Here is a 26,250-nt window from a genome sequence, read left to right on the forward strand (position 1 = left end):
TCAGTTGGCTTTGACGACGATTGCCGTGATGTTGTCGGGGGCGCCACGCGTCAACCCGAGGTGTATCAGGCTGCGCACCACCTGATACGGGTCGCTGTGGCCAAGTACGTCGCGAATTTCATGGTCTTCAGCGGTCTTGTTAAGGCCGTCGCTGCACAGCAGATAGGTATCGCCGGGGACGATCTGAAGCGGAACCATGGCCAGCTCCAGTCCTTCTTCCACGCCAATGGCGCGGGTCACGATGTTGGCGCGCGGGTGCACTCTGGCCTGTGCTTCGCTGAGCAGCCCGCTGTCTTGCAAGTCCTGAACGTAACTGTGATCGCGGGAGATGCTCTCCAGCACGCCGTCGCGCAAGCGATACAGGCGGCTGTCACCGGCCCACAGGCATACACCTTCGTCCTGTCTTACGGCGAGCAACACCAGCGTGCTGCCCATCATGCTCACGCCACGGGTTTTGGTTTCTTCGCGCACCGTCGCGTTGACCTCGGCCATCCGGGACCGCAACTCGCGGGTGTACAGCGACAGATCCTGCGACACCGGAATACCTCGCAAACTGTCCACTATCAGGCTGCTGACATAGTCCCCGGCGGCGTGACCACCCATGCCGTCGGCCACAGCCCACAGACCGTTTTCGGTCAGCTCCAGCGAGGCATCTTCATTTATCTTGCGCACCATGCCGACGTGGCTGTAGCAGGCAGATTTATAGGTGATGCGAGACATCTAGTTCGTGGCTCCTTGCCCAAGCAGAAAACTGCCGAATTGCGCGGCGGCTGGCAGTCCTGCGCAATGCAGCAGGCCCGGCGCGATCTGTTCCGAGCCTTTGCCCCACCACAGACTCGAGTGGTCACAGGCCTTGTCCACCAGTGCAGCGCTACGCTGCGCAGGCTCCGTCGCTGTCATTCGCTGCAAACCGGCGAAGTTGCCGTGAGGCCGTCGCGGTGTGACAGGCAGTGCGCCCAGCCCTTGCAGGCCGCTGTCGAAGGCTTCGAAGCTGGCGCCCTCGTCCAGCGTCGAGAGCAGCAATGATTCGGTCTGCTCAAACCAGTCTTCGGGTCCGGTAACCACTGCGCCCAGGCTGTGATCGTTGGCCAGAGGTTGAGCGATGGTCAGGGGGAAATAACGCCCGACCCGGTCAATACTCGGCATCAGCACACCCACCACGGCATCAGGCCCGCACACACCGGGGGCGACTGCAAAACGCCAGAGCGGGCTGACCAGATAGGCGTCCAGCCACCGGCTGCCCAGTTGTTGCTGGCTAGCGAGCAACCCGGCAGCGAGCCAGGCGTCCCAAGGCTTGATGAAACTCTGTGGCAGGCCACGGCTGACAAAATCGCCGCGGCTGGCCAGCTTGCCGTAAAACCCTGTCGTCATAACCGCTCCGGCAGGCTGAAGCCGCTGAGGACACGACTCTTGAATGGGTTGAAAGCACTGTTGGCGCGCAGCTCGTAGGAGATGCTCGCGCTGTCGACCCGCAGGCGCAGATTGAAACGGTCCGGCGAGCTGCCCGCGACCAGATCCGATTGCTCCAGCAGGCGGAACCAGGCCCAGGGACCGTCCAGGGTAATGGCCGAGCGACCACTGGCCGATGGCGGCGAAATCGACATGCGGACCACGCCGATGCTCCCTGCATTCGGCCATTGCATCGCCACAGGGCGGCTTGGGCCATGGTCGTAACTGATCTGCTGGCCATCAAGGTCGAGCAGGAATTGGGTGATCGAAGCATCCATGGCCACGGGCTTTAGCTCGAAGCGCACCATCGGCTGGGTTCCACCAGAGCGGAAGAACGCATCGCGGATCGCTGCGGCACGCTGGAAGGTTTGCAGCACGCCCGCATTGATCCCCAGTTTCTGTGCCGCACCGGGCTGCCAGCGCCAGGTGGAAGCCGATGTATCGACGTAAGGTTGCAGGTATCTGCGGAAGTAGTTGTCCATCACTCCGCCAACCCCGAAGAACTGGCCGAAGTCATCCAGCGTGGCATCCCGATTGCTGCCGGGCGACAGGGGATAACGCCCGCTCAGGGACTGGCGATAAACGTTGACCACTTCGCTTACCCAGGCGGCGTTCAACTGGTTACGCACCCCGCCCATCATCGTATTGGTGGTGGAACTGACCACGGATTTGACCAGGCCTTGCACCAGAGGCGGTTGGCGCTCTGCCGTCAGGCTGACGCGCTGAGCTGCGGCAGTGGCCGAGTTTTTCGCCTCGCCAAGCAGCGCATCACCGCTGGCACCGACCATGGCGCTGACCTGTACATACAGCGCATTCATGTCCGCCAACAGACCGTCAATGGCGGCCGGTTCGCCTTCGCCCTTGCTGACCAGACTGTTGAGTTCGGCAAAGTGCGCACTGACCGGGTCTTCGCTGCTGACCGGCGTTGCGGTGTTGCTCGCCGGTTGTTCCTGACCCAGCAACGAGCCGAGCTTTTGCTTGAGCTGATCGACGTTGCCGTCGACTTTCTTGCCTTGAGCGGCGAGCAGTTTTTCTTCCTGTTGCAGGTCTGTTTCTTTGGCGACTGCGACCAGCAGTTTCTTCAGGGGCGACGAAGGTCCGGAGAGGACACGCAGCACGTCCGCGGCTTGTGCCACGCTGGTGATGGGCACGAAGTCGATGTCGGCGAGCAGGGCGTCCCAGTTCCGCAGGTAGTCCTGGAAATACAGGCGCCTTACGTCTGCGGCGAGGCTGGCAACGTTCTGTTGATCAGCCTGATCGCGGCCCAGCACCCATTGCTCTTCTGCCAGCGTGCCCGCTTGCGTCAGGCTGGTCGCCAGAAAGGCTTCCCGATAGCCCTTGGCGGTAAAAAAGCCGCTCAAAGGATCGCCTAACGGCTTGCCACTCTTGCGCGCAAACACCAGTGGCGCATCGCGACCGGCCGCCTCACTGAGGCGAAAGTCAGCGACGCCTTCGGGTAATTTGTGTCGCTTGACCCGGTCATAAACGCGTTGCGCAACAGGCAACTGTTGCAGCTGGCGGCGCAGGTCGTCGATCAGGCGCTGGTCCAGTCGTGCATTGGGCGGATGGCGCTCGAACAGCGCCTGCAGATGTTCACCCAATTGCTGGCGTTGTTCCGGCGGCAGATCGCGGGGCAGGTTTTGGTCCCAGTCCAGGGCGATCCAGGCCTTGATGAAGTCGGGATCGTAATGCTCGTTGTCGGCGAGCATCAGGTAGGCCTTCAAACCCTCGTAAAGGTAATCAGAGCTGCCACCGCTGTGCAGTTGCTCTTCAATGCGCGTCACCAGACGGGGGGCAAATACCGCGATGAGAAGTTTGCGATAGACGCTGCCGGACTCTGCCTCAAGCATGTCGCCTTGATAAAGCCCCAGCCCCTCGGACCAGTCTGGTGCATCGCCCGCCAGATGCTTGACCCCATTGAGCAGTGGCAGCACCGCCAGCACATCGCGTTGTGCCGGGCTCAGGTTTTGTACGCTTTGGCCCAAGGGCGCGACCTTCTGATCGACCTGGGCGATGTACGCCTGGTTGGCGCGATAACTGACCCACCACAACACACTGACCGCCAGCACCACCGCGATGGTCGCTGCCAGAACCCCGCGGGCGATCCATTTGCGGCGCCGTTCGACTTTGGGGTTGACGCCCACCAGCCCCCGCTCGGCGAACGCCACTGCGGTGAACAGCTTGTGGATGAAATAACTGCGCCCGGTGCCGCTCTGGCGCGCCAGATGCTGACGGTCCAGGCTCATGCTTTGGGCCATGGCGCCGATCAGGCGGTCAATCGGGCTGCCTTCCTGGGTGCCGCTGGTGAAGTACACCCCACGCAGCAAAGCCCGGTCTTCGTAGGCGTTGGGTTTGAAGACGCCGTCCAGGAAACTTTGCAGACAATCCTTCAACGCGCCGAATTGCTGAGGGAAGCCGTAAATCAAGTCGCGCCGGGCCGGGTCCCGCTCCTGCTGCAAGCGCTCCACCAGGCGTGCGTTGATTCGTTGCTCCAGCAGGGCGAATTCACTGAGGAATTCAGCCAGCGGACCCTGTGCGTTCTTGCCGTCGTCAAGGGCAAAGGTCATCCCCCAGACCTGCTCACGCTCTTCTTTGCTCAAGGCATCGAAGAACTCCATGAAGCCGGGTACCAGATCCAGCTTTGTCAGCATCAGGTAGATCGGGAAACGCACGCCGAGCTGGGTATACAGCTCTTGAATACGGGCGCGGATTGCAACGGCATGCGCCTCACGCTCAGCGTCAGTGCCGAGCAACAGGTCAGACAGACTGATGGCAATGAAAGCGCCGTCGATAGGACGCCGCGAACGCTGATTTTTCAGCAGGTCCAGAAAGCCCAGCCACGCGGCTTTATCGACCTGCGCATGGCTGTCCTGAGTGGTATAGCGCCCCGCTGTATCGAGCAAAACGGCCTGATCGGTAAACCACCAGTCACAGTTGCGCGTTCCGCCGACACCACGAATCGCGCCCGCACCCATCTGCGCCGCCAACGGAAAATGCAGACCGGAATTGACCAGCGCAGTGGTCTTGCCCGAACCCGGCGGGCCGATGATCACGTACCACGGCAGTTCGTACAGATTGCGTCGCTCATCGCCGCCCAACCGGGCTTTCTTGAGCAGTGCCAGCGCTTCGTCCATGCGTTGGCGCAAGGTGGCGAGTTCTTCTGCTGTGGCCACACTGGCCGGGTCCGGAGCCTCTTGCTCAGCCAGACTTTGCATCACTCTGGCGGCCTGACGACGTGCCTGAACGATGCGAAATACCCGGTACGCCAGCCATGCCGCGAACAGCAGGATGATCAGCGCCCAGCGACGGCCTTCCGGCACCAGGGCTTCAAGCAGCGGACCGACAAACCAGATAATCAGACTTAACGCGATCAGGCCCAGAACCGGGACGATCCAGCGAATGAAAAAACCGAAAAACGCCTTCACTCGACCCCCTCCGCCAGAACAGTGATTTCAACCCGGCGATTCTTCGCCCGGCCTTCGCTGGTGTTATTCGGTGCCAGCGGTTCGGTGTCGCTACGCCCTTCGGCGGTAAAGCGCTGCGGCTGACCGGTTTTAGCGGCGAGGATCTGCAAGACCTGCTCGGCGCGTGCCTGGGACAATGCCCAGTTCGACGGGAAACGCAGGGTGGCAATAGGACGATTGTCACTATGGCCGGTGACGCGCACCTGGCCTTTGACGTTGCGAATCGCGTCGGCAATGCGCAGCATCAGCGGCTGGAAATCGTCAACAATGCTGGCGCTGGCGGAAGCGAATAGCTCGTCACCGCGAATGGTCACCACCGAGCGATCCACTGCGTCTTCCACGGAGACCCGGCCTGCCTTGATCTCGTCAGCGAGGAAGCCCGCCAGACGCGGCCGCTCTACCAGCTTGGGTTGCACGACGGGACGGTCAATGGCCTGCACCGGAATCTCGCCCAGTGCATGGATGTTCTTGAAGACCGGTTCGGCATCGGATGCCAGCTTCAGGCGCAGGCCGAAGAGCAGCAATAACAGCAACGCCAGGCCAATGGCTACGCCGACCCAGGGCGGCATGAATTGGGAAAGGCGATCACGGGCCACGCTGAGCCCGCGCCAATGAGGCGACAACTCGCGCTCGTATTCACCCCGCGCACTGCGGATGGCCGCGCTGGTCCGCTCACGCAAGGCGTCCAGCTGGCTGCGACCGTCATTCATGACCCGATAGCGACCCTCGAAACCCAGGCACATGCACAGGTACAGCAGTTCCAGCAGATATAAGCGTTCACGCGGGCTTTGCAGGCAGTGCTCCAGAAGTTGAAAGACCTTCTCGCCGCCCCAGGCTTCGTTGTGCACCGTGATCAGCAGGCTTTGTTTGCCCCACTCACTGGTGCTGCCCCAAGGCGTGCTCAGCACCGCTTCGTCCAGCGCGGTACACAGCGCATAACGGGCCAGCAGCACCTCATTGCGAGCGATACCCGCAGCTTCGGCGTCCTGTTCGAACTGGCGCAGATAACCCAATAATTGTGCGCGCAGACTTGCCGGTGCCGGATGAGCGATGGTGCTGCGCAGGCGCGTGAGCAAGGCCAGCAATGGACCGGCGGCAGACTCCAGCGGGTTCAGGCCTTGTGCCTTGCCGGTCAGCGCAGGGCCAGCGGGAGCAGCAGGTGGAGCCGTCGGTTGCTCCGGACTTGCCGGCTGCGGTCCGCGTCCACCAGGGCGCGGCATGAACTGCGTGCGGTCGTTGGGGGATGCAAACGGGTTCGAAGGATCGTCGTTCCGGGTCATCGCCAGTTATCCTCGGATGGCCCAGAAAGCCAGATTCAGGCCCGGAAAATCACCGGCCACATGGAAGGCAAAGCCACCGGAATTCATCAGCTGTTTCCAGTGCTCACTGCCTCGGTCCAGTTCGTAATAGGTCGAGCCTGCGTGATACGGGATCTGACGGGGCGCAACCGGCAATGGCAGCAGGCCGATGCCCGGCAATTGCAGGTTGACCAGGTCTCGAATGTGTTCCACCGAGCCGACTTTGCTCTGCTGGGCAAAGCGCCCGCGCAAGGTTTCCCCCGGCACGTCGGCGCGGACCACCAGGATAAAGCTGGCGCTGTCGATCAGGCTGCGGTCAGCCAGCATGGCGACATGAATACCGTAAGCTTTCTCGACAATCGGAATCGGCGTGGCTTTGCTGTCGATCAACATCGACAGTGCTTCGCGCAGGGCATGCATGACCGGCGTGAAGCTCAATGCGAGATCGTCATGCTGGTACGGCGGATACTCCGCTGGACGGCGCTCGGCCAGCGAGAACGTAGCGAACTCTCCTGCCAGGCTGACCAGCTCGCTGAACAACCGCTCGGGGTGCAGCGGACTCAGGTGAGTGAGGTGCTGGATCAGAGGCTGAGCCCGATTGACCAGTTGCAACAGCATGAAGTCAGCGATCTCCGAGGCCCCGCCCGCGCCGGACGCTACCACCCGCCCAGCCAATGCTTCGCCGCGTTGATGCAGCAGGCCCAACAGCTCGCTGCGAAACGCGCTCAGCAGCGCGCTGGCCGCGATATCCAGCACCGGCGGGATATAAGTGTCATCCAGCACCAGCGCCCGGTCGGCGCGCTTTTCCTTGATGCGTACCATGCCGATGGCGGCGTAATCACCCAGGCCATCCTGGGCGGTCAACAGCCGCAGCGCACGGGAGCCAATGGCTACCGGTGCGCGGTTCTCGAACGGCGCATTGTCATCGCGCACTTCGCGCACCTGGCTGATGTAACGTGCCGCGCCGGGTTCTTCGCCTTCATCGACCGTGTCGCGCGCGCCAGCACGGCGCAGCGGCAAGGCCAGGTAAATGAGCCCGTCACGCAGATTGTCATCAATGCTCAACGGGCTTGGCGCCAGGTCGTCCTGAGGGATGTTGAACGGCGTCCCATCCGGCAAAAGTCCACGGGCCGAAATAATCGCGAGTTTGCCCTGAGCAAGCAGGCCCTGATCGATCAATAACTCGGAAAACCCCCAGGCACCGGCCGACAATGGCCGACTGCGGGCATCGATGAGGTTTTCCAGGTAACGGTCATGTTGCTGGAAATGCTGTGTTCCAATGAACATGCCTTCCGACCAGACCACTCGATTGTTCCAGGACATGAGTTCTCCGATTGCCTATTGAGCGGGACGGGTTGGGATCGCGGCGTCGGTGCGTATGGCTCGCACGTCGAGGCTGATCTGATATTCGCGGCGTTGGCCGGGGGCGACATCAAGCACCGCACGCCATTGCGCCTGGTCTATTTCGCGGTAACCGACAACGAGCCCGACATGACGGGTTGCAGGGTCAAGAGAGCGCTTGATGCTCAATTGTTCGCCGGGCTGTAGCAGCACTTCGTCCTGGTCGATCAGATCCGGGCCAAGAGTCGCAGGCGCGCGCTCCACGAGGCCAAAGTAATCGGCACGGGTGAAATTGGCGGTGTTCTTGAGTTCAAAAATTCGCACTCGCACGGGTGCTGGCTGGCCGCTGGCGCCGGGATTGAGGCCGGCGATCGCCTGGAAATTCAACGTCAACGCGTTGGCATCGTTTGCACGCTGCGTCGCGTCGGCAGGAGGTGCAGCGTCTTTTGCACAAGAGGTCAGCAGCATGATGAAAAGAGCTGCTACAGCACTACGAAACATCCATTTTTCCTCAATATCCAGGGGCGTTGTCTGTTGCTTGACGTATTGTCACGGACGCCGTAGTCGGGCGCTGTGCTCCTCGTAGGCGCGGCTGAATTCACGACCGAACAGGTCTTGAAAATCATCTTCCGCCTCGCGGGAAATATTGTTGTAAAGCTCGCTGAACTGCTGCCAATACTGGGCTTGACGCGATCCGGGCAGGAGGTTGGAAAGCCCACCGGGTTTACTCATCCGTGTTTCCAGTTCACTGGGCTCGAAACGTTTGAGCAGGTGTTTGATTGCAGCTTCGACCCCTGCCATGACGGCCAGTTGATGCGCACGTAAATCGTCGAAACTGTCGCTGACGGCCTGGTCCGGCGGCATGAACGCCTGATTGCCATGGCGCAGCAGGAGCAGCAGCGCTTCATCGGCATTGGGCGCGAACTTCAGCGGGTTGTTTTCCACCGGGCGGATCATGGTTTGCTGCATCCGGAACTCGCCCTTGAGGCTGGTGCGCGCACGCAGTACATCGATCAGGCCTTCGACCATCAACCGGTAACTGCGGCCGATGGCTTCCATTTGCGCTTCGGCTTGAGCGTGATCGATGCGCAATTGATCCAGCCCTGCGCCGCGCAGAAAGGCTTGCAGCAATTGAGGTTGCGCGTGATTGGCGGCCGGTTCGGTCACCCGCGGCGGTGTCGGTTGCTCCTGGGCCGGAGCCGGGACGGGCGCAGCAACAGCCACAGGAATCGGCGCTGGCGGGATTTCTGGCACAGGTTCAGCGCTGACTGCCGCTGGCCTGGCTGGCGCAGGCGTATCTGCAAACAGATCCCAGTCTTCCGGGATGACACCCGGCGCGGCCGCGGCGGGCACTGGTGTGTCGAACACTGGAGCAGGCGCTATGGGCGCATGAGTGGCCGTCGGCGGCCGAAAGTCATGTCGTTCAGCTGGCACATGGTCCGGCTGAGTAACCGGCGGGACGGCAGACGGCGCAAGAAAGTCGAACAGGTCGGGCAGGGTATCGAACGAGGACGCGCCCGGGAAACCTGACGGGTTCGGCGTATCCAGTGATGCAGAGGCGGGGAAGGGCGACGGGGTCTGCTGGCGACCCATCAGCGCTTCAAAGCTGTTTGAAGCGTCCACGTTGCCGAGGCCGGTTTCAATCATTTGCAGATTGAAATCAATGCGCGCCTGAATTTCGTATTCGCCAATCCGGATAACTTCGCCGTCTTGTAATGGCTCACTGTTTCCGCGACGCAGCCTGATACCTGCGTTGACCAATTCGACACCGTTGGTGCTGTTATCGGTCAAATAATAACGGCCGTCTTTATATTGAATGACGCAATGTCTGGCTGAAACGAGGCGTTCCGGATCAGGTAATACCCAATCATTGTCCGTGCTGCGGCCAATCGCTATCACGCCTTTGTCCATTGATTTTTCGGGACATTGGCCTGGCGTTATCTTGTGATAACTCGTAATGGTCAAACGCAGCGACATCGCGCCTCCTTGCATGCATCGCGAACAAAAAAACGGAAAGATTGTTTCTGCGACAAAACGATTACAGTTTGATCAAAACAGCAAAAATATCCCTTTATATCGGCCATTTCGCTGAATTTCGCGATTGTAAACACACCTTCATGAACATCGTACAGATTGTGACCGCAGAGTTCAGTGAGATGCCAGCCCTGTCACAACTGTTTCACGAGCTTTACAGCTTACCTTGACATTGGCTGTTTCCTACACCAAAAATGCACAACTTCTAAAATTACTGTGATATCGACGTGACATCACAGATCGCACGTTTTCAGCAAAGTTCCGAAGTTGCTCTGAAGAATTTATGCAAAGTGATTGCGATATTTTCGTAACTATTCCCGGACCTCGATAGGGAGATCGATTTGGTGGATGTTCCGTTGTTACTCGCCGCTGTTTCCGCGAATTCTCCGTGTGGCGAAGATCTGGAATATGACGCCGATTTTTTGCAGTTGGAGCGCGACGCACTGGGCAAGCCCGAGCGTGTCATGGGCGATTCAATTCAGCCCGCTGAGCCGCCCCAATGGCGCAAGATCGAGCAGTCCAGCACCGCTCTCCTGCAGCGCAGCAAAGACCTGCGCATCACCCATTTCCTCCTGCAAAGCGCCCTTGCCCTCGATGGCATCCATGGCCTGAGCAACGTCCTTGTTCTGACGCGTGACTTGCTCACGCAGTACTGGGCCGATCTTTACCCGCAGCTCGACGCCGATGACGACAACGACCCGACCGTCAGAATCAACGCGCTGGCCGGTCTGACCTGCGACACCAATATCCAGCTGCTGCGTGAAAGTATTCTGATTCGCTCCCGGGCCTTTGGTCCGATCAGTCTCCGGGCCGCCCTGAATGCCGCTGGCCTGCAGCATTTTGCGGATGAGCGCCTGACGTCCGATGAGTTGGCGGGCGCGCTGCAGGACGTAGATGCCGAGCAGTTGGACGGTATTCGTGCCGCGTTGGGGACTGCTCGTGATGCTGCTGAAGCCATCGAGCAAATCGTCTCCGGGCACGTAGGTTCGGCTCAGGGTGTTGATCTGTCGGCCTTGAAGCAGCCACTCAAACAGGCACTGCAAGTGCTGGGTGAGTCAGCCGCTTACAGCGAGTCCGAGACGCCGCTCACAGAATCAACCGAACCTCGCGAACTTTTCAGCGAATCAAGCGCTCCGATTTCAGCCCGTTCTGCTGGTGCGATCAGTAGCCGTGAAGACGTGTTGCGTAGCCTGGATCTGATCCTCGGTTATTACGCCCGTCACGAGCCTTCGAGCCCGCTTCCGGTGTTGTTGAATCGGGCAAAGTTGCTGGTCAATGCGGACTTCGCAACCATCGTGCGCAATCTGATTCCCGACGGTATGACCCAATTTGAAAATCTGCGCGGACCCGAGGCCGACTGACTCGTAATCGAGTTGTTCTGGCCCGAGTTACGCAACACCGTTACCGGCACCGGCCGATGACGCTAACACCGTCGCATCAGCGACCAGGAGGAGCAACGTGGCGAACAGCAGTTCTCAGAAATTCATCGCGCGCAACCGCGCGCCACGGGTCCAGATCGAGTACGACGTAGAGCTTTACGGTGCCGAGAAAAAGGTCCAGCTGCCGTTCGTGATGGGCGTCATGGCTGATCTGGCGGGCAAGCCTGCCGAGCCGCTGCCGGCCGTTGCCGACCGCAAGTTTCTGGAAATCGACGTCGATAACTTCGACTCGCGCCTCAAGGCGATGCAGCCTCGTGTTGCGTTTCATGTGCCGAACGAACTGACCGGTGAAGGTAACCTGAGTCTGGATATCACGTTCGAAAGCATGGACGACTTCAGCCCGGCTGCCGTTGCTCGCAAGATCGATTCGCTGAACCAGTTGCTTGAAGCTCGCACCCAGTTGGCCAACCTGTTGACCTACATGGACGGCAAGACCGGCGCCGAAGAAATCATCATGAAAGCCATCAAGGATCCGGCGTTGCTCCAGGCTCTGGCAAGTGCGCCAAAGCCGCAGGACTCCGAGCCCAGTGCTTAATCAGGACAAATGATCATGACCGATTTGATGCGTGACAATCAGGCGCCACAGGGCTCCACTCAGGAAACCAGCGAGTTTGCTTCGCTGCTGATGCAAGAATTCAAACCCAAGACCGAGCGTGCTCGCGAAGCGGTTGAAACCGCCGTGCGGACCTTGGCCGAACACGCTTTGGCTCAGACTGACCTCATCTCCAACGACGCGATCAAATCGATCGAGTCGATCATCGCGGCCATCGACGCCAAACTCACCGCGCAGGTGAATCAGGTCATCCACCACCCGGAATTCCAGCAAGTGGAAAGCGCCTGGCGTGGTTTGCATTACCTGGTCAACAACACCGAAAGCGATGAGCAACTGAAGATTCGTGTGCTCAACATCTCCAAGCCGGAGTTGCACAAGACCCTGAAGAAATTCAAGGGCACGGCCTGGGATCAGAGCCCGATCTTCAAGAAAATGTACGAAGAAGAATATGGCCAATTCGGCGGCGAACCTTACGGTTGCCTGGTAGGCGATTACTACTTCGACCAGTCGCCGCCGGATGTCGAGTTGCTGGGTGAACTGTCCAAGGTCTGTGCAGCCATGCACTCGCCGTTCATTGCGGCCGCATCGCCGACCGTGATGGGCATGGGTTCGTGGCAGGAACTGTCCAATCCGCGTGACCTGACCAAGATTTTCACCACCCCGGAATACGCCGGTTGGCGCTCGCTGCGTGAGTCCGAGGACGCACGCTATATCGGTCTGACCATGCCGCGCTTCCTGGCACGTCTGCCCTACGGCGCCAAGACTGATCCGGTGGAAGCCTTCGCCTTCGAAGAAGACACCGACGGTGCCGACAGCGCCAATTACACCTGGGCCAACGCGGCCTACGCCATGGCGGTGAACATCAACCGTTCGTTCAAACACTACGGCTGGTGCTCGCGGATTCGCGGTATCGAGTCCGGTGGTGAAGTGCAGAACCTGCCTGCGCACACGTTCCCGACCGATGATGGCGGCGTGGACATGAAATGTCCGACTGAAATTGCCATCTCCGACCGTCGCGAAGCAGAACTGGCCAAGAACGGTTTCATGCCGCTGCTGCACAAGAAGAACACGGATTTTGCCGCGTTCATCGGTGCCCAGTCGCTGCAGAAGCCTGCCGAATATGACGATCCGGATGCGACCGCCAACGCCAATCTGGCAGCACGTCTGCCTTACCTGTTCGCCACGTGCCGTTTCGCGCATTACTTGAAGTGCATCGTGCGCGACAAGGTCGGCTCTTTCAAAGAGAAGGACGAGATGCAGCGCTGGTTGCAGGACTGGATTCTGAACTACGTCGACGGCGACCCTGCGCACTCCACCGAAACCACCAAGGCCCAGCACCCGCTGGCTGCGGCCGAAGTGGTCGTTGAAGACGTAGAAGGCAATCCGGGTTACTACACCTCGAAATTCTTCTTGCGCCCGCACTACCAGCTTGAAGGCCTGACGGTATCGTTGCGTCTGGTTTCGAAGCTGCCGTCGGCAAAAAGCGCCTGATTCAGCAGTTACCGCAGGACCGGTTTTAACCGGGAGTCAGCACTCACTGCTCCCGCCCAAAAGCCGCTCCTGTGTCGTAGACCAAACGGCGCTGCCGTCTTACACAACCAGTGGCCATCGCCACATCAGGAGAAAACATGGCTGTCGATATTTTCATCAAGATCGGTGACATCAAGGGCGAGTCCATGGACAAGGCCCACAAGGACGAAATCGACGTGCTGAACTGGAGCTGGGGCATGTCCCAGTCCGGCAACATGCACGTGGGCAGCGGTGGCGGTGCTGGCAAGGTGAACATTCAGGACCTGTCGATCACCAAGTACGTCGACAAGTCCACGCCAAATCTGATGATGCTGTGCAGCTCCGGTAAACACATCGACAAGGTTACGCTCACCGTGCGCAAGGCCGGTGGTGAAAGCCAGGTCGAGTACCTGATCATCAACCTTGAAGAAGTGCTGATCACCTCGCTGAGCACCGGCGGCTCGGGCAGCGATGATCGTTTGACTGAAAACGTGACCCTGAACTTCGCTCAGGTTCTGGTCGACTATCAGCCACAAAAAGCAGACGGCACCAAAGACGGCGGTGCGGTCAAATACGGCTGGAACATTCGTTCGAATACCAAGCGTTGATCGCAGGCGCCCCCGTTCACTCGGGGGCGCAACTTCACGTTCGATCTTTTGCCGGATGCCTGAACCATGGCCAAGCCTTCGTTTATCAATCTGTGGAATGGCTATCCCCCATATCCCGGGCCAGCTGCGTGTGACGGGCCATGGTCCAATCAATGCGCCATTCGGATGAGTATCGCGCTGTGCGCTGAGCGAACTCTGCCGGTCAATTCGTCAACCTACACCGAGCCGCGCTGTGCTCATGGCCATGCGCGTGGGGCTGAGTCCCTGGCTAACTGGCTGTGGAAGAAGAAGCAGCTTGGGCCGCCAAAGATTTACACCAACAGCCCGGCTGACCGGCTCAGCTTGATTAACAAGACCGGGATCATTTTCTATAAAGATTTCTACTATCAGCCCAACGATCCAGACGGCAGTCCGAGCGGTGACCACATCGACTTGTGGAATCGTGGTCTAACTGCAAGCAAGGGCAGTGACTACTTCGTTCGCGCCAAGGCTGTCTGGTTTTGGGAGCTGAACTGATGCGCCTGTTCGCCGGGTTCACGTTGCTGTCTGCCAGCCTGCTCAGCCTCACTGCATGTGCAGCTCAGCCGTCTGCCACCAGTAGCAGCACGCTGACGACGGCCGAAATTGCCGGTCAGCCTGTCCATCTGAGCGACGGGCAGGGCCGTTGCGTCCTGACTCGCAAAGGGAGCGCAGCGCTAACGCTGGATATGCAGTGGCCATGTCGCTTCAGTGAAGATCGGCAACACAAAGTGCGAGTGGAGGATTTTCGCAAGGCACTGATCGTCATGGTCGAGCGTAGCGAGCCTATGCCGCCGCCAAGTACTGATTGCCTGACCGATTTACAGCCTGTTCGCTTCTACAAGGGCAAACTTGAGGCCGCGCCAGTGAGTCGGATTGCCGCTTGCGGCCCAGGCTTCTGGGATCAGAAAACCTTTACCTGGCAGTTCGACTGGTGAGCGACCTGACCCTGCGCGAGCGTCTGCAACCGTCGTTGCTTGACCGCCTGACTGACCACGACCCGAGCAACCCTCAGGAAAGTGCCGACAAACGTGTCCTGTCCTTGAGTCAGCTCAAGGCTTCAGTGCTGCGCGACCTGGCGTGGTTGCTCAATACCACGTCACTGCTCGATGCCGACGCGACGCTCAACACCCCAGCAGGTACATCTGTGATCAATTTTGGCTTGCCGGCTTTGGCGGGCAACAGTGCTTCGAGCATCGATATCGGCGCGCTGGAAATACTGATCCATCGCGCCATTGCCACGTTTGAGCCGCGCATTTTGCGCAACACCTTGCGGGTGAGGGCACGGGTCGGGCAGGGCGAAATGAACCACAATGCCCTGAGCTTCGAGATCGAAGGGGACTTGTGGGCCGAGCCGGTGGCCTTGCCGTTGTTGCTGCGCACGGATCTTGATCTTGAGTCCGGGCACGTTACCGTAGCGCCTGCTGAACAGCGGAGACGTTCATGAATCCGCGCCTGCTGGCCCTCTACAACCAGGAGTTGCAGCACGTCCGCGAAAGCGCGGCGGAGTTTGCCAAGGAATACCCGAAGATCGCGGGCCGCCTGACGCTTTCGGGCATGGACTGTGCCGATCCCTACGTGGAACGCCTGCTGGAAGGTTTCGCCTATCTGACGGCGCGGGTGCAGCTCAAGCTCGATGCGCAATACCCGACCTTCACGCACAACCTGCTGGAAATCGCCTACCCCCATTACCTCGCACCGACACCGTCGATGACCGTGGTGCAAATGCAGGCCGATACCGACGAAGGTTCCCTGGCCAGCGGTTTTACGCTGCCGCGAAACAGTGTCCTGCGAGCTGCGCTTGGCCGTGACTCGCAAACTTCCTGCGAATACCGCACTGCTCACGCCGTCACGTTGTGGCCGTTGCAGGTCAGCCAGGCAGAGTATTTCGGCAACCCTTCGGCGGTGCTGGGGCGTCTCGCAGCGAGCGAATCCAAAGCCAAAGCGGGCTTGCGCATTACCCTGCGCACTGGTGCCGAGCTGGCCTTCAATAAGCTGAGTCTGGAAAGCCTTCCGCTTTACCTCAGCGGGGTCGATGAGCAACCGTTCCGCCTCTACGAGCAACTGCTGGGCAGCGCCTGTGCGGTATTCGCTCGCCAGCCCGGCAGCGACTGGGTCGAGCGACTGCCCGCAGATGCACTGCGCTCCTGTGGTTTTGATGACCGTGAAGCCGCGCTGCCGGTCGTGCCGCAGGCGTTTCAGGGCTATCGGCTGTTGCAGGAATACTTCGCGTTGCCACAACGTTTTCTGTTCGTCGAATTTGCCGAGCTGGCCCGTGCCGTGCAGCGTTGTGACGGACAGGAACTGGAGCTGATCATTCTTTTTGATCGCTTCGACCAGAGTCTTGAAGGCTCCGTCGGCCGCGACCAGTTCGTGCCGTTCTGCTCACCGGCTATCAACCTGTTCCCGCGTCGCGTGGACCGGATTCACTTGTCTGACCGGGTCAATGAGCACCATGTGATCGCCGACCGCACCCGGCCGATGGATTTTGAAATTCACTCCCTGACCGGCGTAACGGGCCACGGCACCGGGCCGGATCAGCCTTTTCTTCCGTTCTACGCCGTGCGCGATCCTTCACGTTATGGCCGCGATAAGGCGTATTACACGGTACGGCGCGAGCCGCGGGTGCTGTCCAGTGAACAGCGCCGCAACGGCACGCGCTCGACGTACGTTGGCAGCGAAACGTTCGTCAGCCTGGTAGACGGTCAGCAGGCGCCTTATCGTCAGGATCTGCGGCAACTGGGCGTCAGTGCCTTGTGCACCAACCGCGACCTGCCGCTGTTCATGAGTGTGGGGAGCGGCAATACCGACTTCACGCTGGCCGACAGCGCGCCGGTGTCGGCCGTACGTTGTCTGACCGGCCCGAGCCGTCCGCGAGCCAGTCATGCGCACGACAACAAGGCCTGGCGTCTGATCAGTCAGTTATCGCTCAATTATCTTTCGCTCAGCGAACAGGGCCAGGGCGCTGCGGCGCTGCGCGAACTGTTGCGCTTGTATGGCGACAGTAACGACGCCGCCCTCCAGTTGCAGATCGAAGGCCTGCGAGAGGTCAGCAGCAAAGCGGTGACCCGCCGACTGCCGATGCCCGGGCCGATCGTGTTTGGCCGAGGGCTGGAGATCACGCTTGAGTTTGACGAAAACGCGTTTCGAGGTACGGGCGTGTTTCTGCTCGGTGCCGTTTTCGAGCGCTTCCTGGCACGTTACGTGTCGATCAACAGCTTTACCGAAACGGTGATTCATACCACCGAACGCGGTGAGATCATGCGATGGAAAGCCAAGCCCGGACGCCGCCCAACTCTGTGAGCACGATAACGTCAATGCAGAGCGAGCCCTGGGAATACGATTTCTTCCAGGCGCTGCGACGTATCGAATGCGAATACCCGGATCTGCCCCGATTCGGCCATTCGTTGCGCCTTGCAGATGATCCACTGCGCTTAGGGCAACAGCCTGATTGCGCCTTCGCACCGTCGACACTGGCCTCCATGAGCCCGGCCGAAGATGGCAAAGCCCCGCGACTGGAGCAGTTCTTCTTTGGTCTGGGCGGACCCAATGGTCCGTTGCCGCTGCACATCACCGAATACGTGCGCGAACGTCAGCGCAATAACGGCGATAGCGCCAGCAAACGCTTTCTGGACGTGTTCCACCACCGGCTGTTGAGCCTGTTCTACCGCGCATGGGCAGAAGCCAGCCCGACCGTCAGCCATGATCGTCCTGACGACGATTACTGGGCGGCTCGCCTGGCTGCCCTGAGCGGGCGCGGTATGCCGAGCCTGCTGGAGCAGGGGCTGATTCCCGACACTGCAAAGCTGCATTACAGCGGCCATCTTTCTGCCCAGACCCGTTACCCCGATGGGCTGCGGGCGATCCTCTCCCACTATTTCGGTTTGCCGGTGGAGATCGAGGAATACGTCGGCCAATGGCTGGAGTTGCCGGAGCGCACTCGCGTCGGCGTCAGCGGCCATCAACTGGGCATCGATTTTTGCCTGGGCAGTCACGTCTGGGACCGTCAGCACAAATTCCGCATTCGCCTCGGGCCGCTCAAGCTCGACGATTACATGGGCATGTTGCCCGACGGTGAGCCCTTCAAGGAGTTGGTGGCCTGGGTCGCCGAATACCTCGGTCACGAACTGGACTGGGATCTGAACCTGGTGCTTCAGCAGCCCGAGGTTCCGAAATTCCAACTCAACGGGCGCCAGCGGCTGGGGTTCAATACCTGGCTCGGTCAGCCACAAACAGACGCCAAGGACTTGATTCTGGCCCGGCACTACGCCGAGCAGGCCACGTCAGCACAACTCTCAAGGAGCAAGAAACATGGGTGAAATCAGTCGCGCCGCGCTGTTTGGCAAACTCAACAGCGTCGGCTACAAGGCCATCGAAGCGGCTACGGTCTTCTGCAAGCTGCGGGGCAACCCCTATGTGGAGCTTGCCCACTGGTTTCACCAACTGCTGCAGCTTCAGGACTCGGACCTGCATCGCATCATTCGTCAGTTCAATGTCGAGCCTGCTCGCCTTGCCCGTGACCTCACCGAAGCACTGGACCGTCTGCCGCGTGGCTCGACGTCCATCACGGACCTGTCTTCGCAAGTCGAAGAGTCTGTTGAGCGTGGCTGGGTTTACGGCAGCCTGATGTTCGGTGAAAACCAGGTGCGCACCGGCTACTTGCTGCTCGGCATTCTCAAGACCCCCAGCCTGCGTAACGCCTTGCTGGGGCTGTCGTCCGAGTTCAACAAAGTCAAAGTTGAAACCTTGAGTGAGCGTTTTGACGAATACGTCGGTGACTCGCCGGAAAACGCCCTGAGCGCCAGCGACGGTTTCAATGCCGGTGCCGTGCCGGGTGAAGCCAGCGGCGCCATGGCCCCAAGCGCCATGGGTAAACAGGAGGCACTCAAGCGCTTTACGGTCGACCTCACCGAGCAAGCCCGCAGCGGCAAACTGGACCCTATCGTTGGGCGCGATGAGGAGATCCGCCAACTGGTCGACATCCTCATGCGCCGTCGCCAGAACAACCCGATCCTCACCGGTGAGGCGGGCGTGGGTAAAACCGCCGTGGTCGAAGGTTTTGCCTTGCGCATCGTCGCCGGGGACGTGCCGCCGTCGCTCAAGGACGTCGAATTACGCAGCCTGGACGTCGGCTTGCTGCAGGCCGGGGCGAGCATGAAGGGTGAGTTCGAACAACGTCTGCGTCAGGTGATCGAGGACGTTCAGGCGTCGCCCAAGCCGATCATTCTGTTTATCGACGAGGCCCATACTCTGGTGGGTGCTGGCGGTGCGGCAGGCACTGGCGATGCTGCCAACCTGCTCAAACCGGCGCTGGCTCGCGGCTCCTTGCGAACCGTCGCCGCGACGACGTGGGCCGAGTATAAAAAACACATCGAGAAAGACCCGGCACTGACCCGTCGCTTTCAGGTCGTGCAAGTCGCCGAGCCTTCGGAAGACAAGGCCCTGCTGATGATGCGTGGCGTGGCGTCGACCATGGAAAAACACCATCAGGTGCAGATTCTCGACGAGGCCCTGGAGGCCTCGGTGAAGCTGTCTCACCGGTACATTCCGGCCCGTCAGTTGCCGGACAAGTCAGTCAGCCTGCTGGACACCGCTTGCGCCCGCGTTGCGATCAGCCTGCATGCGGTACCGGCTGAAGTCGATGACAGCCGTCGCCGTATCGAGGCGCTGGAAACCGAGCTACAAATCATCGCCCGCGAGCATGCGATTGGCGTGGATATTGGTGCGCGGCAGAACAACACTTCTGAGTTGCTGAGCAGCGAGCGCGAACGTTTGCTGGAGCTTGAAGGCCGTTGGGCCGAAGAGAAGGCGCTGGTTGATGAGCTGCTCGCGACCCGCGCCCAATTGCGTGAAAGCGCGGGCGTTGTAGACAGCGATGCAGGCCGCGAAGCACAACCCGAAGCCCACGCTGGATTGCGTGAGCAGCTGGTTGATCTGCAAAAGCGCCTGAGCGCTTTGCAGGGCGAGACGCCGTTGATTCTGCCCACGGTCGATTATCAGGCAGTGGCTTCAGTGGTTGCCGACTGGACCGGCATTCCAGTCGGTCGTATGGCGCGCAACGAGCTTGAGACCGTGCTCAACCTTGATCAGCACCTGAAGAAACGCATCATCGGTCAGGATCACGCGCTGCAGATGATCGCCCGACGCATCCAGACCTCCCGCGCTGGGCTCGATAACCCGAGCAAGCCGGTAGGCGTATTCATGCTGGCCGGTACATCGGGCGTCGGCAAAACCGAAACCGCACTGGCGCTGGCCGAGGCCATGTACGGCGGCGAACAGAACGTCATCACCATCAACATGAGCGAGTTCCAGGAAGCGCACACCGTTTCGACCCTCAAGGGCGCACCTCCTGGCTATGTCGGCTATGGCGAAGGCGGTGTGTTGACTGAGGCCGTGCGCCGCAAACCTTACAGCGTGGTGCTGCTGGATGAGGTGGAAAAAGCCCACCCTGACGTGCATGAAATCTTCTTCCAGGTTTTCGACAAAGGCGTGATGGAGGACGGCGAGGGCAGGGTCATCGACTTCAAGAACACCCTGATCCTGCTGACTACCAATGCCGGTACCGAACTGATTTCACACCTGTGCAAAGACGTGCAGAATCTGCCCGACCCCGAGAATATCGCCAAGGCCCTGCGTCAGCCGCTGCTGGAGATTTTCCCGCCTGCGCTGCTCGGCCGACTGGTAACGATTCCTTACTACCCGCTCAGCGACACCATGCTCAAGGCCATTACCCGCCTGCAACTCGACCGGGTCAAAAAACGCGTTGAAAGCACTCACAAAGTTGCGTTCGATTACGATGACGCGGTGGTCGACCTGATTGTTTCCCGCTGCACCGAAACCGAAAGCGGCGGACGGATGATTGACGCGATTCTGACCAACACCCTGCTGCCCGACATGAGCCGTGAATTCCTGACCCGCATGCTCGACGGCAAGCCCTTGGCGAGCGTGAGCATCAGGGCACTGGACGGCGAATTTGATTATCAGTTTGGCGATGCCAACTGAGCGTGCGAGCTCTAGCTAACTACTCTGGCTATTTAACGGAATAACCCATGCTGTTCACCCAACTCACACGTCTGGCACAGATCAACAGCCCGCTCGGGCCGGATGTGCTGCTGCTCAAGAACATGGGCGGCGGCGATGAGCTGGGGCGGATGTTTGATTACACCCTGCAGCTCACGTCCACTGATGGCGCCATCGACCTCAACCAGTTGCTGGGCAAACCCATGAGCCTGTCGCTGCGCCTGGATGACGGCAGCCAGCGCTATTTTCACGGGATTGTCGCGCGTTGCAGTCAGGAGGTCGGCCAGGGCCAGTTCGCCAGCTATCAAGTCACGTTGCGCCCTTGGCTGTGGTTGCTGACTCGGACGTCCGATTGCCGGATATTCCAGAACCAGACCATCCCGCAGATCATCAAGCAGGTCTTTCGCGATCTGGGCTTCTCGGATTTCGAGGACGCCCTGAGCCGCCCCTATCGGGAGTGGGAATACTGCGTCCAGTACCGGGAAAGCAGCTTCGACTTCGTCAGCCGCCTGATGGAGCAGGAGGGTATTTATTACTTCTTCCGCCATGAAAAGGACCGTCACGTGCTGGTGCTCGCCGATGCTTATGGCGCACATCAAAACGCTCCGGGTTATGCCTCGGTGCCGTATTTCCCGCCTGATGGTCAGCACCGCGAACGCGACCACATCAATGACTGGCGGCTGGCTCAGGAAGTCCAGCCGGGTTCGCTGGAGCTTAACGACTACGACTTCCAGCGTCCGTCCGCCAGCATCAACGTGCGCTCGGCCATGCCCCGGCCGCACACGGCGGGCGATTACCCGCTGTACGACTACCCCGGCACTTACGTGCAAAGTCAAGATGGCGAGCATTACGCCCGCACGCGCATCGAAGCGCTGCAAAGCCTGCATGAGCGCGTCGAGCTGAGCGGCAATGCCCGAGGCCTCGGCACGGGGCACCTGTTCAGCATGACCGGCTTTGGCCGCGAAGATCAGAACCGCGAATACCTGATTGTCGGCGCGCGCTACTACATCGCCCAGGAAAGCCATGAGTCAGGCGCGGGCTCAGCCGGTCCACAATTCGAAAGCGCCCTGACCTGCATCGATGCCCAGCAAAGCTTTCGACCGCTGGCCAGCACCTCAAGGCCCATCGTCAAAGGCCCACAAACCGCCATCGTCGTGGGCCCCAGCGGCGAGGAAATCTGGACCGACCAGTTTGGCCGGGTCAAGGTGCATTTCTACTGGGACCGGCACGACCAGTCCAACGAAAACAGCTCCTGCTGGATCCGTGTGTCTCAAGCATGGGCGGGCAAGAACTGGGGCTCGATGCAGATTCCACGGATCGGTCAGGAAGTGATAGTGAGCTTTTTGGAAGGCGATCCGGACCGCCCGATCATCACCGGTCGCGTGTACAACGCGGAACAGACCGTGCCCTACGACCTGCCCGCCAACGCGACTCAAAGCGGTATGAAAAGCCGGTCCAGCAAGGGGGGTACGCCCGCCAACTTCAATGAAATCCGGATGGAGGACAGGAAGGGCGAGGAGCAGTTGTACATCCACGCCGAGCGTAATCAGGACATCGTCGTCGAAGTGGATGAAAGTCACTCGGTGGGGCATGACCGGCATAAGAGTGTGGGGAATAACGAGACGGTGACGATTGGTGCGGATCGCGTTCGGGCGGTGCAGTGCAATGACGTCCTGCAAGTTGGCGGCACCAAGAGCGACAGCGTCAGCACCCAGTACCTGATCGAGGCAGGCGCGCAAATTCGCCTGGTGTGCGGTCAGAGCGTGCTGGAGATGAACGCCAGCGGCGAGATCAACATCTCCGGTACGTCGTTCAAACTCTACGCCAGTGGCAAGGGTGACATCGACACCGGCGGGCGACTGGACCTTAACTCCGGAGGAGCAACGGCCCTGGATGCCAAAGGCAAGGGCATCAAGGGCACCATTGATTCATTGGTTGCTGCATTTTTTCCGAAGAAGCCGGGCGCGTGAAACCAAGGGTGCGTTCAGATATTGGAGGGCACCTGGTCCGGTCCGCCAAACTGGTGAAGTATTCTCAAAGCCGTGCGAACCATCGGATCCCATAGCCCGTTCTGGCTACCCGATGGTTCACCGGCCCATCGGGTGTCCGCCATTAGCTCTGTCTTGTTAGCTTCCATCTGTGCTTTGAGCTCTTTGGCTACAGGGCTCATGTCAACTTCAAATAGCCCGGCATATAAACCGGTCGGCTCCGAGTGCTTCTCGCTCAGGAAGTACCGGTAACACAACAACCATCTTTGGGCCATATACATGGCGCGGTTTCTATCCGGGTAGGTCCTCAGCATTTTTAGCAGCGCCTGAACGAATTGCTCCGGAAAATCCGGATCGCCGATTTCGCGCCAGTAAGGCAGGATCAGCAGTTTGAAGGCGACGGGGACGTTTTGCGGCTCGTCGTTTTCGTCCTTGGTTTCGAAAAAGTAAAACGGCTCGCCCACCAGGAATTTGTCGAGTTCGTCGTTGGCCATCGCCAGAGCAAGAACATTGTTTGGGTCATAGGTCATTGAATTCTCACTGCTTTTTGCGTGGCCATAACCACGTCAGGATTATTGCCGTGATAGATGGGCACCTTGTCCAGTACGGCCTCGCGCATTCCGCCTGGATGGGTCACGCCGCCCGGTCGCCACAGATTGTTGACACCACCCTCGTTGCCGGTTGGCATCAGCACTTTTGGCGCATCGAGGTTCACCATATATATTTTTTCGCCTACTAGCGATCCGGGCTCGTACCCCAGTGCGGACTCGAGCACTGACACATCACCGCTTTTTTTGTAAGCCGCCACCGCGCCTTCCATGTCGGATTTAGCCATGACGAATTTACTCGGGTTGAATCCGTCGCGGCTTGAAGTGACGACCTCAGTCTCTGTAAACAGAAAGCTGCCGCCTTCCTCGAATTTTTGCAGGTGTGCGTCTATGTAAGACTTCTCTAGATACTCGTGAGGCGGTGGTCGGCTGCCTTTCGGCATGCTCATGATTTCTTGTTCAGTCCGGCCAGGCAGGTAACGCGGGTCCTTGCCGAGCCTTGCCATTTTCGGGCTGAGGCCCAGCATTGCCATACCCGCCACACCCTGCAGCAAGTCTCGGTAGCCTGGCCCTAGCCGATCACCGAGTTCGCCCAGCAACGCCATGCCGCCCATGGTCGCGCCACCAATCAACAGCGCAGTGCCGAGCGCAGCCCAGCCGGCCATTGCAGCCAACACCAAACCGCCTCCGGCGGCCAGCAGACCCAGCGCTTCCAGGCCGGTATGCATCCAGCCTTCAATATCGAGGACAAACGCAACCGCGATTGTGGGGCCGCCAATAAAAGTGTCGTCGCTACCGCTTTTGATGTGGGCACCGCAGACCATTTTGCTGTGCAGCCGGGCGGCGGGTTTGCCGTTGATATAGACAGTGGCGCTCCCTTCGGCGATCAGTACGGGGAATGGCCAGTAGGGATGGTTGGCCGGGAAGCCGCTGCATGATGAAGACGCATCCTCACCTGCCCGCATTGCCTCGCGGTCATTTATGTAGACGTTGAAACTGCCCCTTATGAGCGTTCCTGTGGCGGGTTCGGGCAAATTGAAGATCGTACTCAGACCTTTGACGATCTGGAACATCGATAGCCCACCCGCAGCCACAGAGCCAGCCATGATCGCCAGGGCTACGCCACCGGTAGCGACGGTTGCGGCGATGACTGCAGCGCCCACCATGGCACCGATCACCGCACCGCCGATCATTGCCGCGACGCCAAAACCGTGGGCTATTTCATCGCCTAAACGAGCTGCTGCTTGTGCATCCATGCGCTGAAAAGTTCTTGAGTGGATTAAACAGCCGGGGGTAAAGGAATCATGGATTGCATAGCCTGCTTCCAGGCGGGTTCATGATGAATGAGGTCATCCACGGTCGTCGTCAGTGTTGTAATCAGCACGGCGGGTTTACGTTCGACGAACACCTGGCGGAGCATCAACTCACGACCTTCGCGTTGCCAACTGTAATCGAGGAGTGTTGCAGCATGGGCATGTAGAACGAAATCCCAACGCTTGATGAGTTTGAAGCCTGGTAGCTGCTGTTCAGCGCTCGACAGTTGAGCCTCGATGTAGTCAGCAAACAGCGCGTCGCCCTGGCTAGGGTCACGGCTGATAACAAAGCTGGCTTCTTTCGCAGTGCCTACCGCTGGCAGCTTGAAAATATTGATGCTTTGATCCTGCCAGGCATCAGGGATGTCCAGGTCAGCTTCCTGCAGTCTGTATAACGGCATGGTGCTTATCACTTTCCATATTATGGGGCTCGGATGGAGGAGAATTTTCAAGCAATAAGGGGGAGTAATCAAGGACCTGAGGCCAATAGAAATCCCTGTTCGTAGCGTGGTTCTCGTTTTTGGAAACCGCTGGCAGTGGATGGAGAGTTTTAATTATCCGCATCGGCGAATGCATCCTCGTTCCAAAAGGAACCTGGGTGATCAAAACGATGGGAGTTCCATGGTGAATAGGGCATCTGAATTGCTGGCTGCGTTGGACAAGCTAATTTTCGCATTGAAAAGCACAGGCAAAATGGGGCACGGGGAATTCTTCGCGAAGAAGTCTATCGAGCTTCAGGCAGGTGTCACTGCCGATGCTGCGATTCAAGAACTTTCGACCTGTAGCTCAATTGCGCAGCATGGTGATTTCACTTTCAGCGAAGAGCGGCTACTGGAGGAGGTTGTGGAGGCAGCGATCAGAAGCCGCAATTGACTATAATTTCCTGGGCTTCTCGCCCGCCGAACGTTGGCCGAGAAGAGTTACTGTGACAGGCCTCAAAGACTGCTGTTGAATCGTTTCCCACTACAGATACGGATGGGGTTACCTAAACGGAGGTTTTGATTGATCAACGAAGCGTTGAAGGCCTTTGTTGAAAAAGCAGATGGCGATGTCGTTCGTGTGAAGGTCAACGACCGCAATCTCTCTACCGAGCTAGATGCCATAGGGTTCGTTGGGGCGCTTGAGGATGGGCTCTTTGAGCGGTACGTCGCTGATGATGTAGAAAAAGCCAAGGTATTCGATTCACTTCGTTTGCTCCACATCGCCTTCTCCAACGGCAAGGAATGGTGCCCCGCGGAGGTGTTTGAATATCTGCGTGATAAGGCATTGCTCAGTGGAGAATTTGTCAGGGTTTCGTGGACGCAACCGGGGCAGTATCGGCTTGAGCTTGTTTGATCCACGTCCTGTGAGGCGGCTTGGCAAACCGACAAAGCGATCGTCAAATGTCCTTTGAGGGATGAAGACAAGGAGTGTCAAAACCAGTGATCAAATACTTTCTGATAATGACCGCAGTAGCCATTCCCGTTGCCTACTTTTATAACCTTCTGGAAAAGTATTTCGGCGACACGTGGATGACGGTTGGGGTGTTTGCTGTGGTGCTGATTTTTTTACGGGTCGGCCTCTACCTGTACCGTAGATCCAAAGGTATCAAAGATAATTACCTGGACGAGTGACCTTGCTCGGGCCTGTGCGCGATCAGGATGCTAAACCCGTACTTGTAGGAGCGCA

At 59.2% G+C, this 26,250-nt stretch carries 24 protein-coding genes; 14 read left to right on the forward strand and 10 right to left on the reverse strand.

Going from position 1 to position 26,250, the window contains the following annotated elements; all coding sequences use genetic code 11:
* The 7 genes from H8S59_RS09145 to tagH are packed head-to-tail and all read right to left on the reverse strand — an operon-like array spanning window position 1 to window position 9,529.
* Window positions 1-720 carry a PP2C family protein-serine/threonine phosphatase gene (locus tag H8S59_RS09145; RefSeq protein ID WP_187521197.1) on the reverse strand — a complete coding sequence of 240 codons (720 nt, stop codon included), beginning with the start codon at window positions 718-720 and terminating at the stop codon, window positions 1-3.
* Complete coding sequence (gene tagF, locus H8S59_RS09150) at window positions 721-1,371, reverse strand: type VI secretion system-associated protein TagF (RefSeq protein ID WP_095092976.1); 651 nt, start codon at window positions 1,369-1,371, stop codon at window positions 721-723.
* Window positions 1,368-4,874 carry a type VI secretion system membrane subunit TssM gene (gene tssM, locus H8S59_RS09155; protein WP_187521198.1) on the reverse strand — a complete coding sequence of 1,169 codons (3,507 nt, stop codon included), beginning with the start codon at window positions 4,872-4,874 and terminating at the stop codon, window positions 1,368-1,370. The genes tagF and tssM overlap by 4 nt, the downstream gene beginning before the upstream one ends.
* Window positions 4,871-6,193 carry a DotU family type VI secretion system protein gene (locus H8S59_RS09160; RefSeq protein ID WP_187521199.1) on the reverse strand — a complete coding sequence of 441 codons (1,323 nt, stop codon included), beginning with the start codon at window positions 6,191-6,193 and terminating at the stop codon, window positions 4,871-4,873. Before H8S59_RS09160 ends, tssM begins: the two co-directional genes overlap by 4 nt.
* Window positions 6,194-6,199: 6 nt before the next feature.
* On the reverse strand, window positions 6,200-7,534 hold the full coding sequence (gene tssK / locus H8S59_RS09165; RefSeq protein ID WP_187521200.1) for a type VI secretion system baseplate subunit TssK: 1,335 nt from the start codon (window positions 7,532-7,534) through the stop codon (window positions 6,200-6,202).
* 15 nt (window positions 7,535-7,549) lie between these two features.
* Window positions 7,550-8,053: a type VI secretion system lipoprotein TssJ gene (gene tssJ / locus H8S59_RS09170; protein ID WP_095092972.1), complete on the reverse strand. Its 504-nt coding sequence runs from the start codon at window positions 8,051-8,053 to the stop codon at window positions 7,550-7,552.
* A 48-nt stretch (window positions 8,054-8,101) separates the two neighbouring features.
* On the reverse strand, window positions 8,102-9,529 hold the full coding sequence (gene tagH, locus H8S59_RS09175) for a type VI secretion system-associated FHA domain protein TagH (RefSeq protein ID WP_187521201.1): 1,428 nt from the start codon (window positions 9,527-9,529) through the stop codon (window positions 8,102-8,104).
* A gap of 401 nt (window positions 9,530-9,930) precedes the next feature.
* On the opposite strand from tagH, the gene tssA reads away from it, so the two are divergent.
* From tssA to H8S59_RS09230, 11 genes are all read left to right on the forward strand, one after another.
* Entirely contained in the window at window positions 9,931-10,947 is a 1,017-nt protein-coding gene (tssA, locus tag H8S59_RS09180; protein ID WP_187521202.1) for a type VI secretion system protein TssA, read from the forward strand.
* Window positions 10,948-11,044: 97 nt separating this feature from the next.
* A complete protein-coding gene (gene tssB / locus H8S59_RS09185) occupies window positions 11,045-11,560 on the forward strand; it encodes a type VI secretion system contractile sheath small subunit (protein ID WP_027900005.1) in 516 nt (171 codons plus the stop codon).
* Window positions 11,561-11,575: 15 nt separating this feature from the next.
* Window positions 11,576-13,069 (forward strand): type VI secretion system contractile sheath large subunit, encoded by a 1,494-nt coding sequence (tssC, locus tag H8S59_RS09190; protein ID WP_027900004.1) that lies wholly within the window; start codon window positions 11,576-11,578, stop codon window positions 13,067-13,069.
* A gap of 137 nt (window positions 13,070-13,206) precedes the next feature.
* A complete protein-coding gene (locus H8S59_RS09195; protein WP_095092969.1) occupies window positions 13,207-13,695 on the forward strand; it encodes an Hcp family type VI secretion system effector in 489 nt (162 codons plus the stop codon).
* A 66-nt stretch (window positions 13,696-13,761) separates the two neighbouring features.
* Window positions 13,762-14,211: a type VI secretion system amidase effector protein Tae4 gene (locus tag H8S59_RS09200; protein WP_027900002.1), complete on the forward strand. Its 450-nt coding sequence runs from the start codon at window positions 13,762-13,764 to the stop codon at window positions 14,209-14,211.
* On the forward strand, window positions 14,211-14,651 hold the full coding sequence (locus H8S59_RS09205; RefSeq protein WP_095092967.1) for a hypothetical protein: 441 nt from the start codon (window positions 14,211-14,213) through the stop codon (window positions 14,649-14,651). The genes H8S59_RS09200 and H8S59_RS09205 overlap by 1 nt, the downstream gene beginning before the upstream one ends.
* The gene (gene tssE / locus H8S59_RS09210) at window positions 14,648-15,160 is read left to right on the forward strand and encodes a type VI secretion system baseplate subunit TssE (RefSeq protein WP_371856676.1); all 513 of its coding nucleotides are present in this window, start codon (window positions 14,648-14,650) and stop codon (window positions 15,158-15,160) included. The genes H8S59_RS09205 and tssE overlap by 4 nt, the downstream gene beginning before the upstream one ends.
* On the forward strand, window positions 15,157-17,016 hold the full coding sequence (gene tssF, locus H8S59_RS09215) for a type VI secretion system baseplate subunit TssF (RefSeq protein WP_187521203.1): 1,860 nt from the start codon (window positions 15,157-15,159) through the stop codon (window positions 17,014-17,016). The genes tssE and tssF overlap by 4 nt, the downstream gene beginning before the upstream one ends.
* Window positions 16,980-18,032 (forward strand): type VI secretion system baseplate subunit TssG, encoded by a 1,053-nt coding sequence (gene tssG, locus H8S59_RS09220; protein WP_187521204.1) that lies wholly within the window; start codon window positions 16,980-16,982, stop codon window positions 18,030-18,032. Before tssF ends, tssG begins: the two co-directional genes overlap by 37 nt.
* Complete coding sequence (tssH, locus tag H8S59_RS09225; protein WP_187521205.1) at window positions 18,025-20,715, forward strand: type VI secretion system ATPase TssH; 2,691 nt, start codon at window positions 18,025-18,027, stop codon at window positions 20,713-20,715. The genes tssG and tssH overlap by 8 nt, the downstream gene beginning before the upstream one ends.
* A gap of 47 nt (window positions 20,716-20,762) precedes the next feature.
* Window positions 20,763-22,703 (forward strand): type VI secretion system Vgr family protein, encoded by a 1,941-nt coding sequence (locus H8S59_RS09230; protein WP_187521206.1) that lies wholly within the window; start codon window positions 20,763-20,765, stop codon window positions 22,701-22,703.
* A 14-nt stretch (window positions 22,704-22,717) separates the two neighbouring features.
* Here H8S59_RS09230 and H8S59_RS09235 read toward each other — a convergent pair whose 3' ends face one another.
* The 3 genes from H8S59_RS09235 to H8S59_RS09245 are packed head-to-tail and all read right to left on the reverse strand — an operon-like array spanning window position 22,718 to window position 24,983.
* Complete coding sequence (locus H8S59_RS09235) at window positions 22,718-23,251, reverse strand: hypothetical protein (RefSeq protein ID WP_095092962.1); 534 nt, start codon at window positions 23,249-23,251, stop codon at window positions 22,718-22,720.
* Window positions 23,248-24,525, reverse strand: a complete 1,278-nt coding sequence (locus H8S59_RS09240; RefSeq protein ID WP_187521207.1) for a PAAR domain-containing protein — start codon at window positions 24,523-24,525, stop codon at window positions 23,248-23,250. The genes H8S59_RS09235 and H8S59_RS09240 overlap by 4 nt, the downstream gene beginning before the upstream one ends.
* A gap of 23 nt (window positions 24,526-24,548) precedes the next feature.
* Window positions 24,549-24,983: a DcrB-related protein gene (locus tag H8S59_RS09245; protein ID WP_187521208.1), complete on the reverse strand. Its 435-nt coding sequence runs from the start codon at window positions 24,981-24,983 to the stop codon at window positions 24,549-24,551.
* A 220-nt stretch (window positions 24,984-25,203) separates the two neighbouring features.
* Here H8S59_RS09245 and H8S59_RS09250 point away from each other — a divergent pair, with 220 nt between their 5' ends.
* The 3 genes from H8S59_RS09250 to H8S59_RS09260 all read left to right on the forward strand — a co-directional run bounded on the left by H8S59_RS09250 (window position 25,204) and on the right by H8S59_RS09260 (window position 26,195).
* The gene (locus tag H8S59_RS09250; RefSeq protein ID WP_187521209.1) at window positions 25,204-25,455 is read left to right on the forward strand and encodes a hypothetical protein; all 252 of its coding nucleotides are present in this window, start codon (window positions 25,204-25,206) and stop codon (window positions 25,453-25,455) included.
* Between the two features lie 129 nt (window positions 25,456-25,584).
* Window positions 25,585-25,917 (forward strand): hypothetical protein, encoded by a 333-nt coding sequence (locus H8S59_RS09255; RefSeq protein ID WP_187521210.1) that lies wholly within the window; start codon window positions 25,585-25,587, stop codon window positions 25,915-25,917.
* 86 nt (window positions 25,918-26,003) lie between these two features.
* Window positions 26,004-26,195 carry a hypothetical protein gene (locus H8S59_RS09260; RefSeq protein WP_095092956.1) on the forward strand — a complete coding sequence of 64 codons (192 nt, stop codon included), beginning with the start codon at window positions 26,004-26,006 and terminating at the stop codon, window positions 26,193-26,195.
* Window positions 26,196-26,250: the final 55 nt, after the last annotated feature.

Origin of the sequence: Pseudomonas folii (genome assembly GCF_014357575.1) — a bacterium.
In the GTDB taxonomy this organism is placed as follows: domain Bacteria; phylum Pseudomonadota; class Gammaproteobacteria; order Pseudomonadales; family Pseudomonadaceae; genus Aquipseudomonas; species Aquipseudomonas folii.

Coding starts and splice junctions, on each gene's coding strand:
- tssH (WP_187521205.1), top strand. CDS start 18,025: ATGGGTGAAATCAGTCGCGCCGCGCTGTTTGGCAAACTCAACAGCGTC.
- tssC (WP_027900004.1), top strand. CDS start 11,576: ATGACCGATTTGATGCGTGACAATCAGGCGCCACAGGGCTCCACTCAG.
- tssF (WP_187521203.1), top strand. CDS start 15,157: ATGAATCCGCGCCTGCTGGCCCTCTACAACCAGGAGTTGCAGCACGTC.
- H8S59_RS09240 (WP_187521207.1), bottom strand. CDS start 24,525: ATGGATGCACAAGCAGCAGCTCGTTTAGGCGATGAAATAGCCCACGGT.
- H8S59_RS09145 (WP_187521197.1), bottom strand. CDS start 720: ATGTCTCGCATCACCTATAAATCTGCCTGCTACAGCCACGTCGGCATG.
- H8S59_RS09250 (WP_187521209.1), top strand. CDS start 25,204: ATGGTGAATAGGGCATCTGAATTGCTGGCTGCGTTGGACAAGCTAATT.
- tagH (WP_187521201.1), bottom strand. CDS start 9,529: ATGTCGCTGCGTTTGACCATTACGAGTTATCACAAGATAACGCCAGGC.
- tssJ (WP_095092972.1), bottom strand. CDS start 8,053: ATGTTTCGTAGTGCTGTAGCAGCTCTTTTCATCATGCTGCTGACCTCT.
- H8S59_RS09205 (WP_095092967.1), top strand. CDS start 14,211: ATGCGCCTGTTCGCCGGGTTCACGTTGCTGTCTGCCAGCCTGCTCAGC.
- tagF (WP_095092976.1), bottom strand. CDS start 1,371: ATGACGACAGGGTTTTACGGCAAGCTGGCCAGCCGCGGCGATTTTGTC.
- H8S59_RS09245 (WP_187521208.1), bottom strand. CDS start 24,983: ATGCCGTTATACAGACTGCAGGAAGCTGACCTGGACATCCCTGATGCC.
- H8S59_RS09200 (WP_027900002.1), top strand. CDS start 13,762: ATGGCCAAGCCTTCGTTTATCAATCTGTGGAATGGCTATCCCCCATAT.
- H8S59_RS09160 (WP_187521199.1), bottom strand. CDS start 6,193: ATGACCCGGAACGACGATCCTTCGAACCCGTTTGCATCCCCCAACGAC.
- H8S59_RS09195 (WP_095092969.1), top strand. CDS start 13,207: ATGGCTGTCGATATTTTCATCAAGATCGGTGACATCAAGGGCGAGTCC.
- H8S59_RS09235 (WP_095092962.1), bottom strand. CDS start 23,251: ATGACCTATGACCCAAACAATGTTCTTGCTCTGGCGATGGCCAACGAC.
- tssK (WP_187521200.1), bottom strand. CDS start 7,534: ATGTCCTGGAACAATCGAGTGGTCTGGTCGGAAGGCATGTTCATTGGA.
- H8S59_RS09230 (WP_187521206.1), top strand. CDS start 20,763: ATGCTGTTCACCCAACTCACACGTCTGGCACAGATCAACAGCCCGCTC.
- tssG (WP_187521204.1), top strand. CDS start 16,980: ATGGAAAGCCAAGCCCGGACGCCGCCCAACTCTGTGAGCACGATAACG.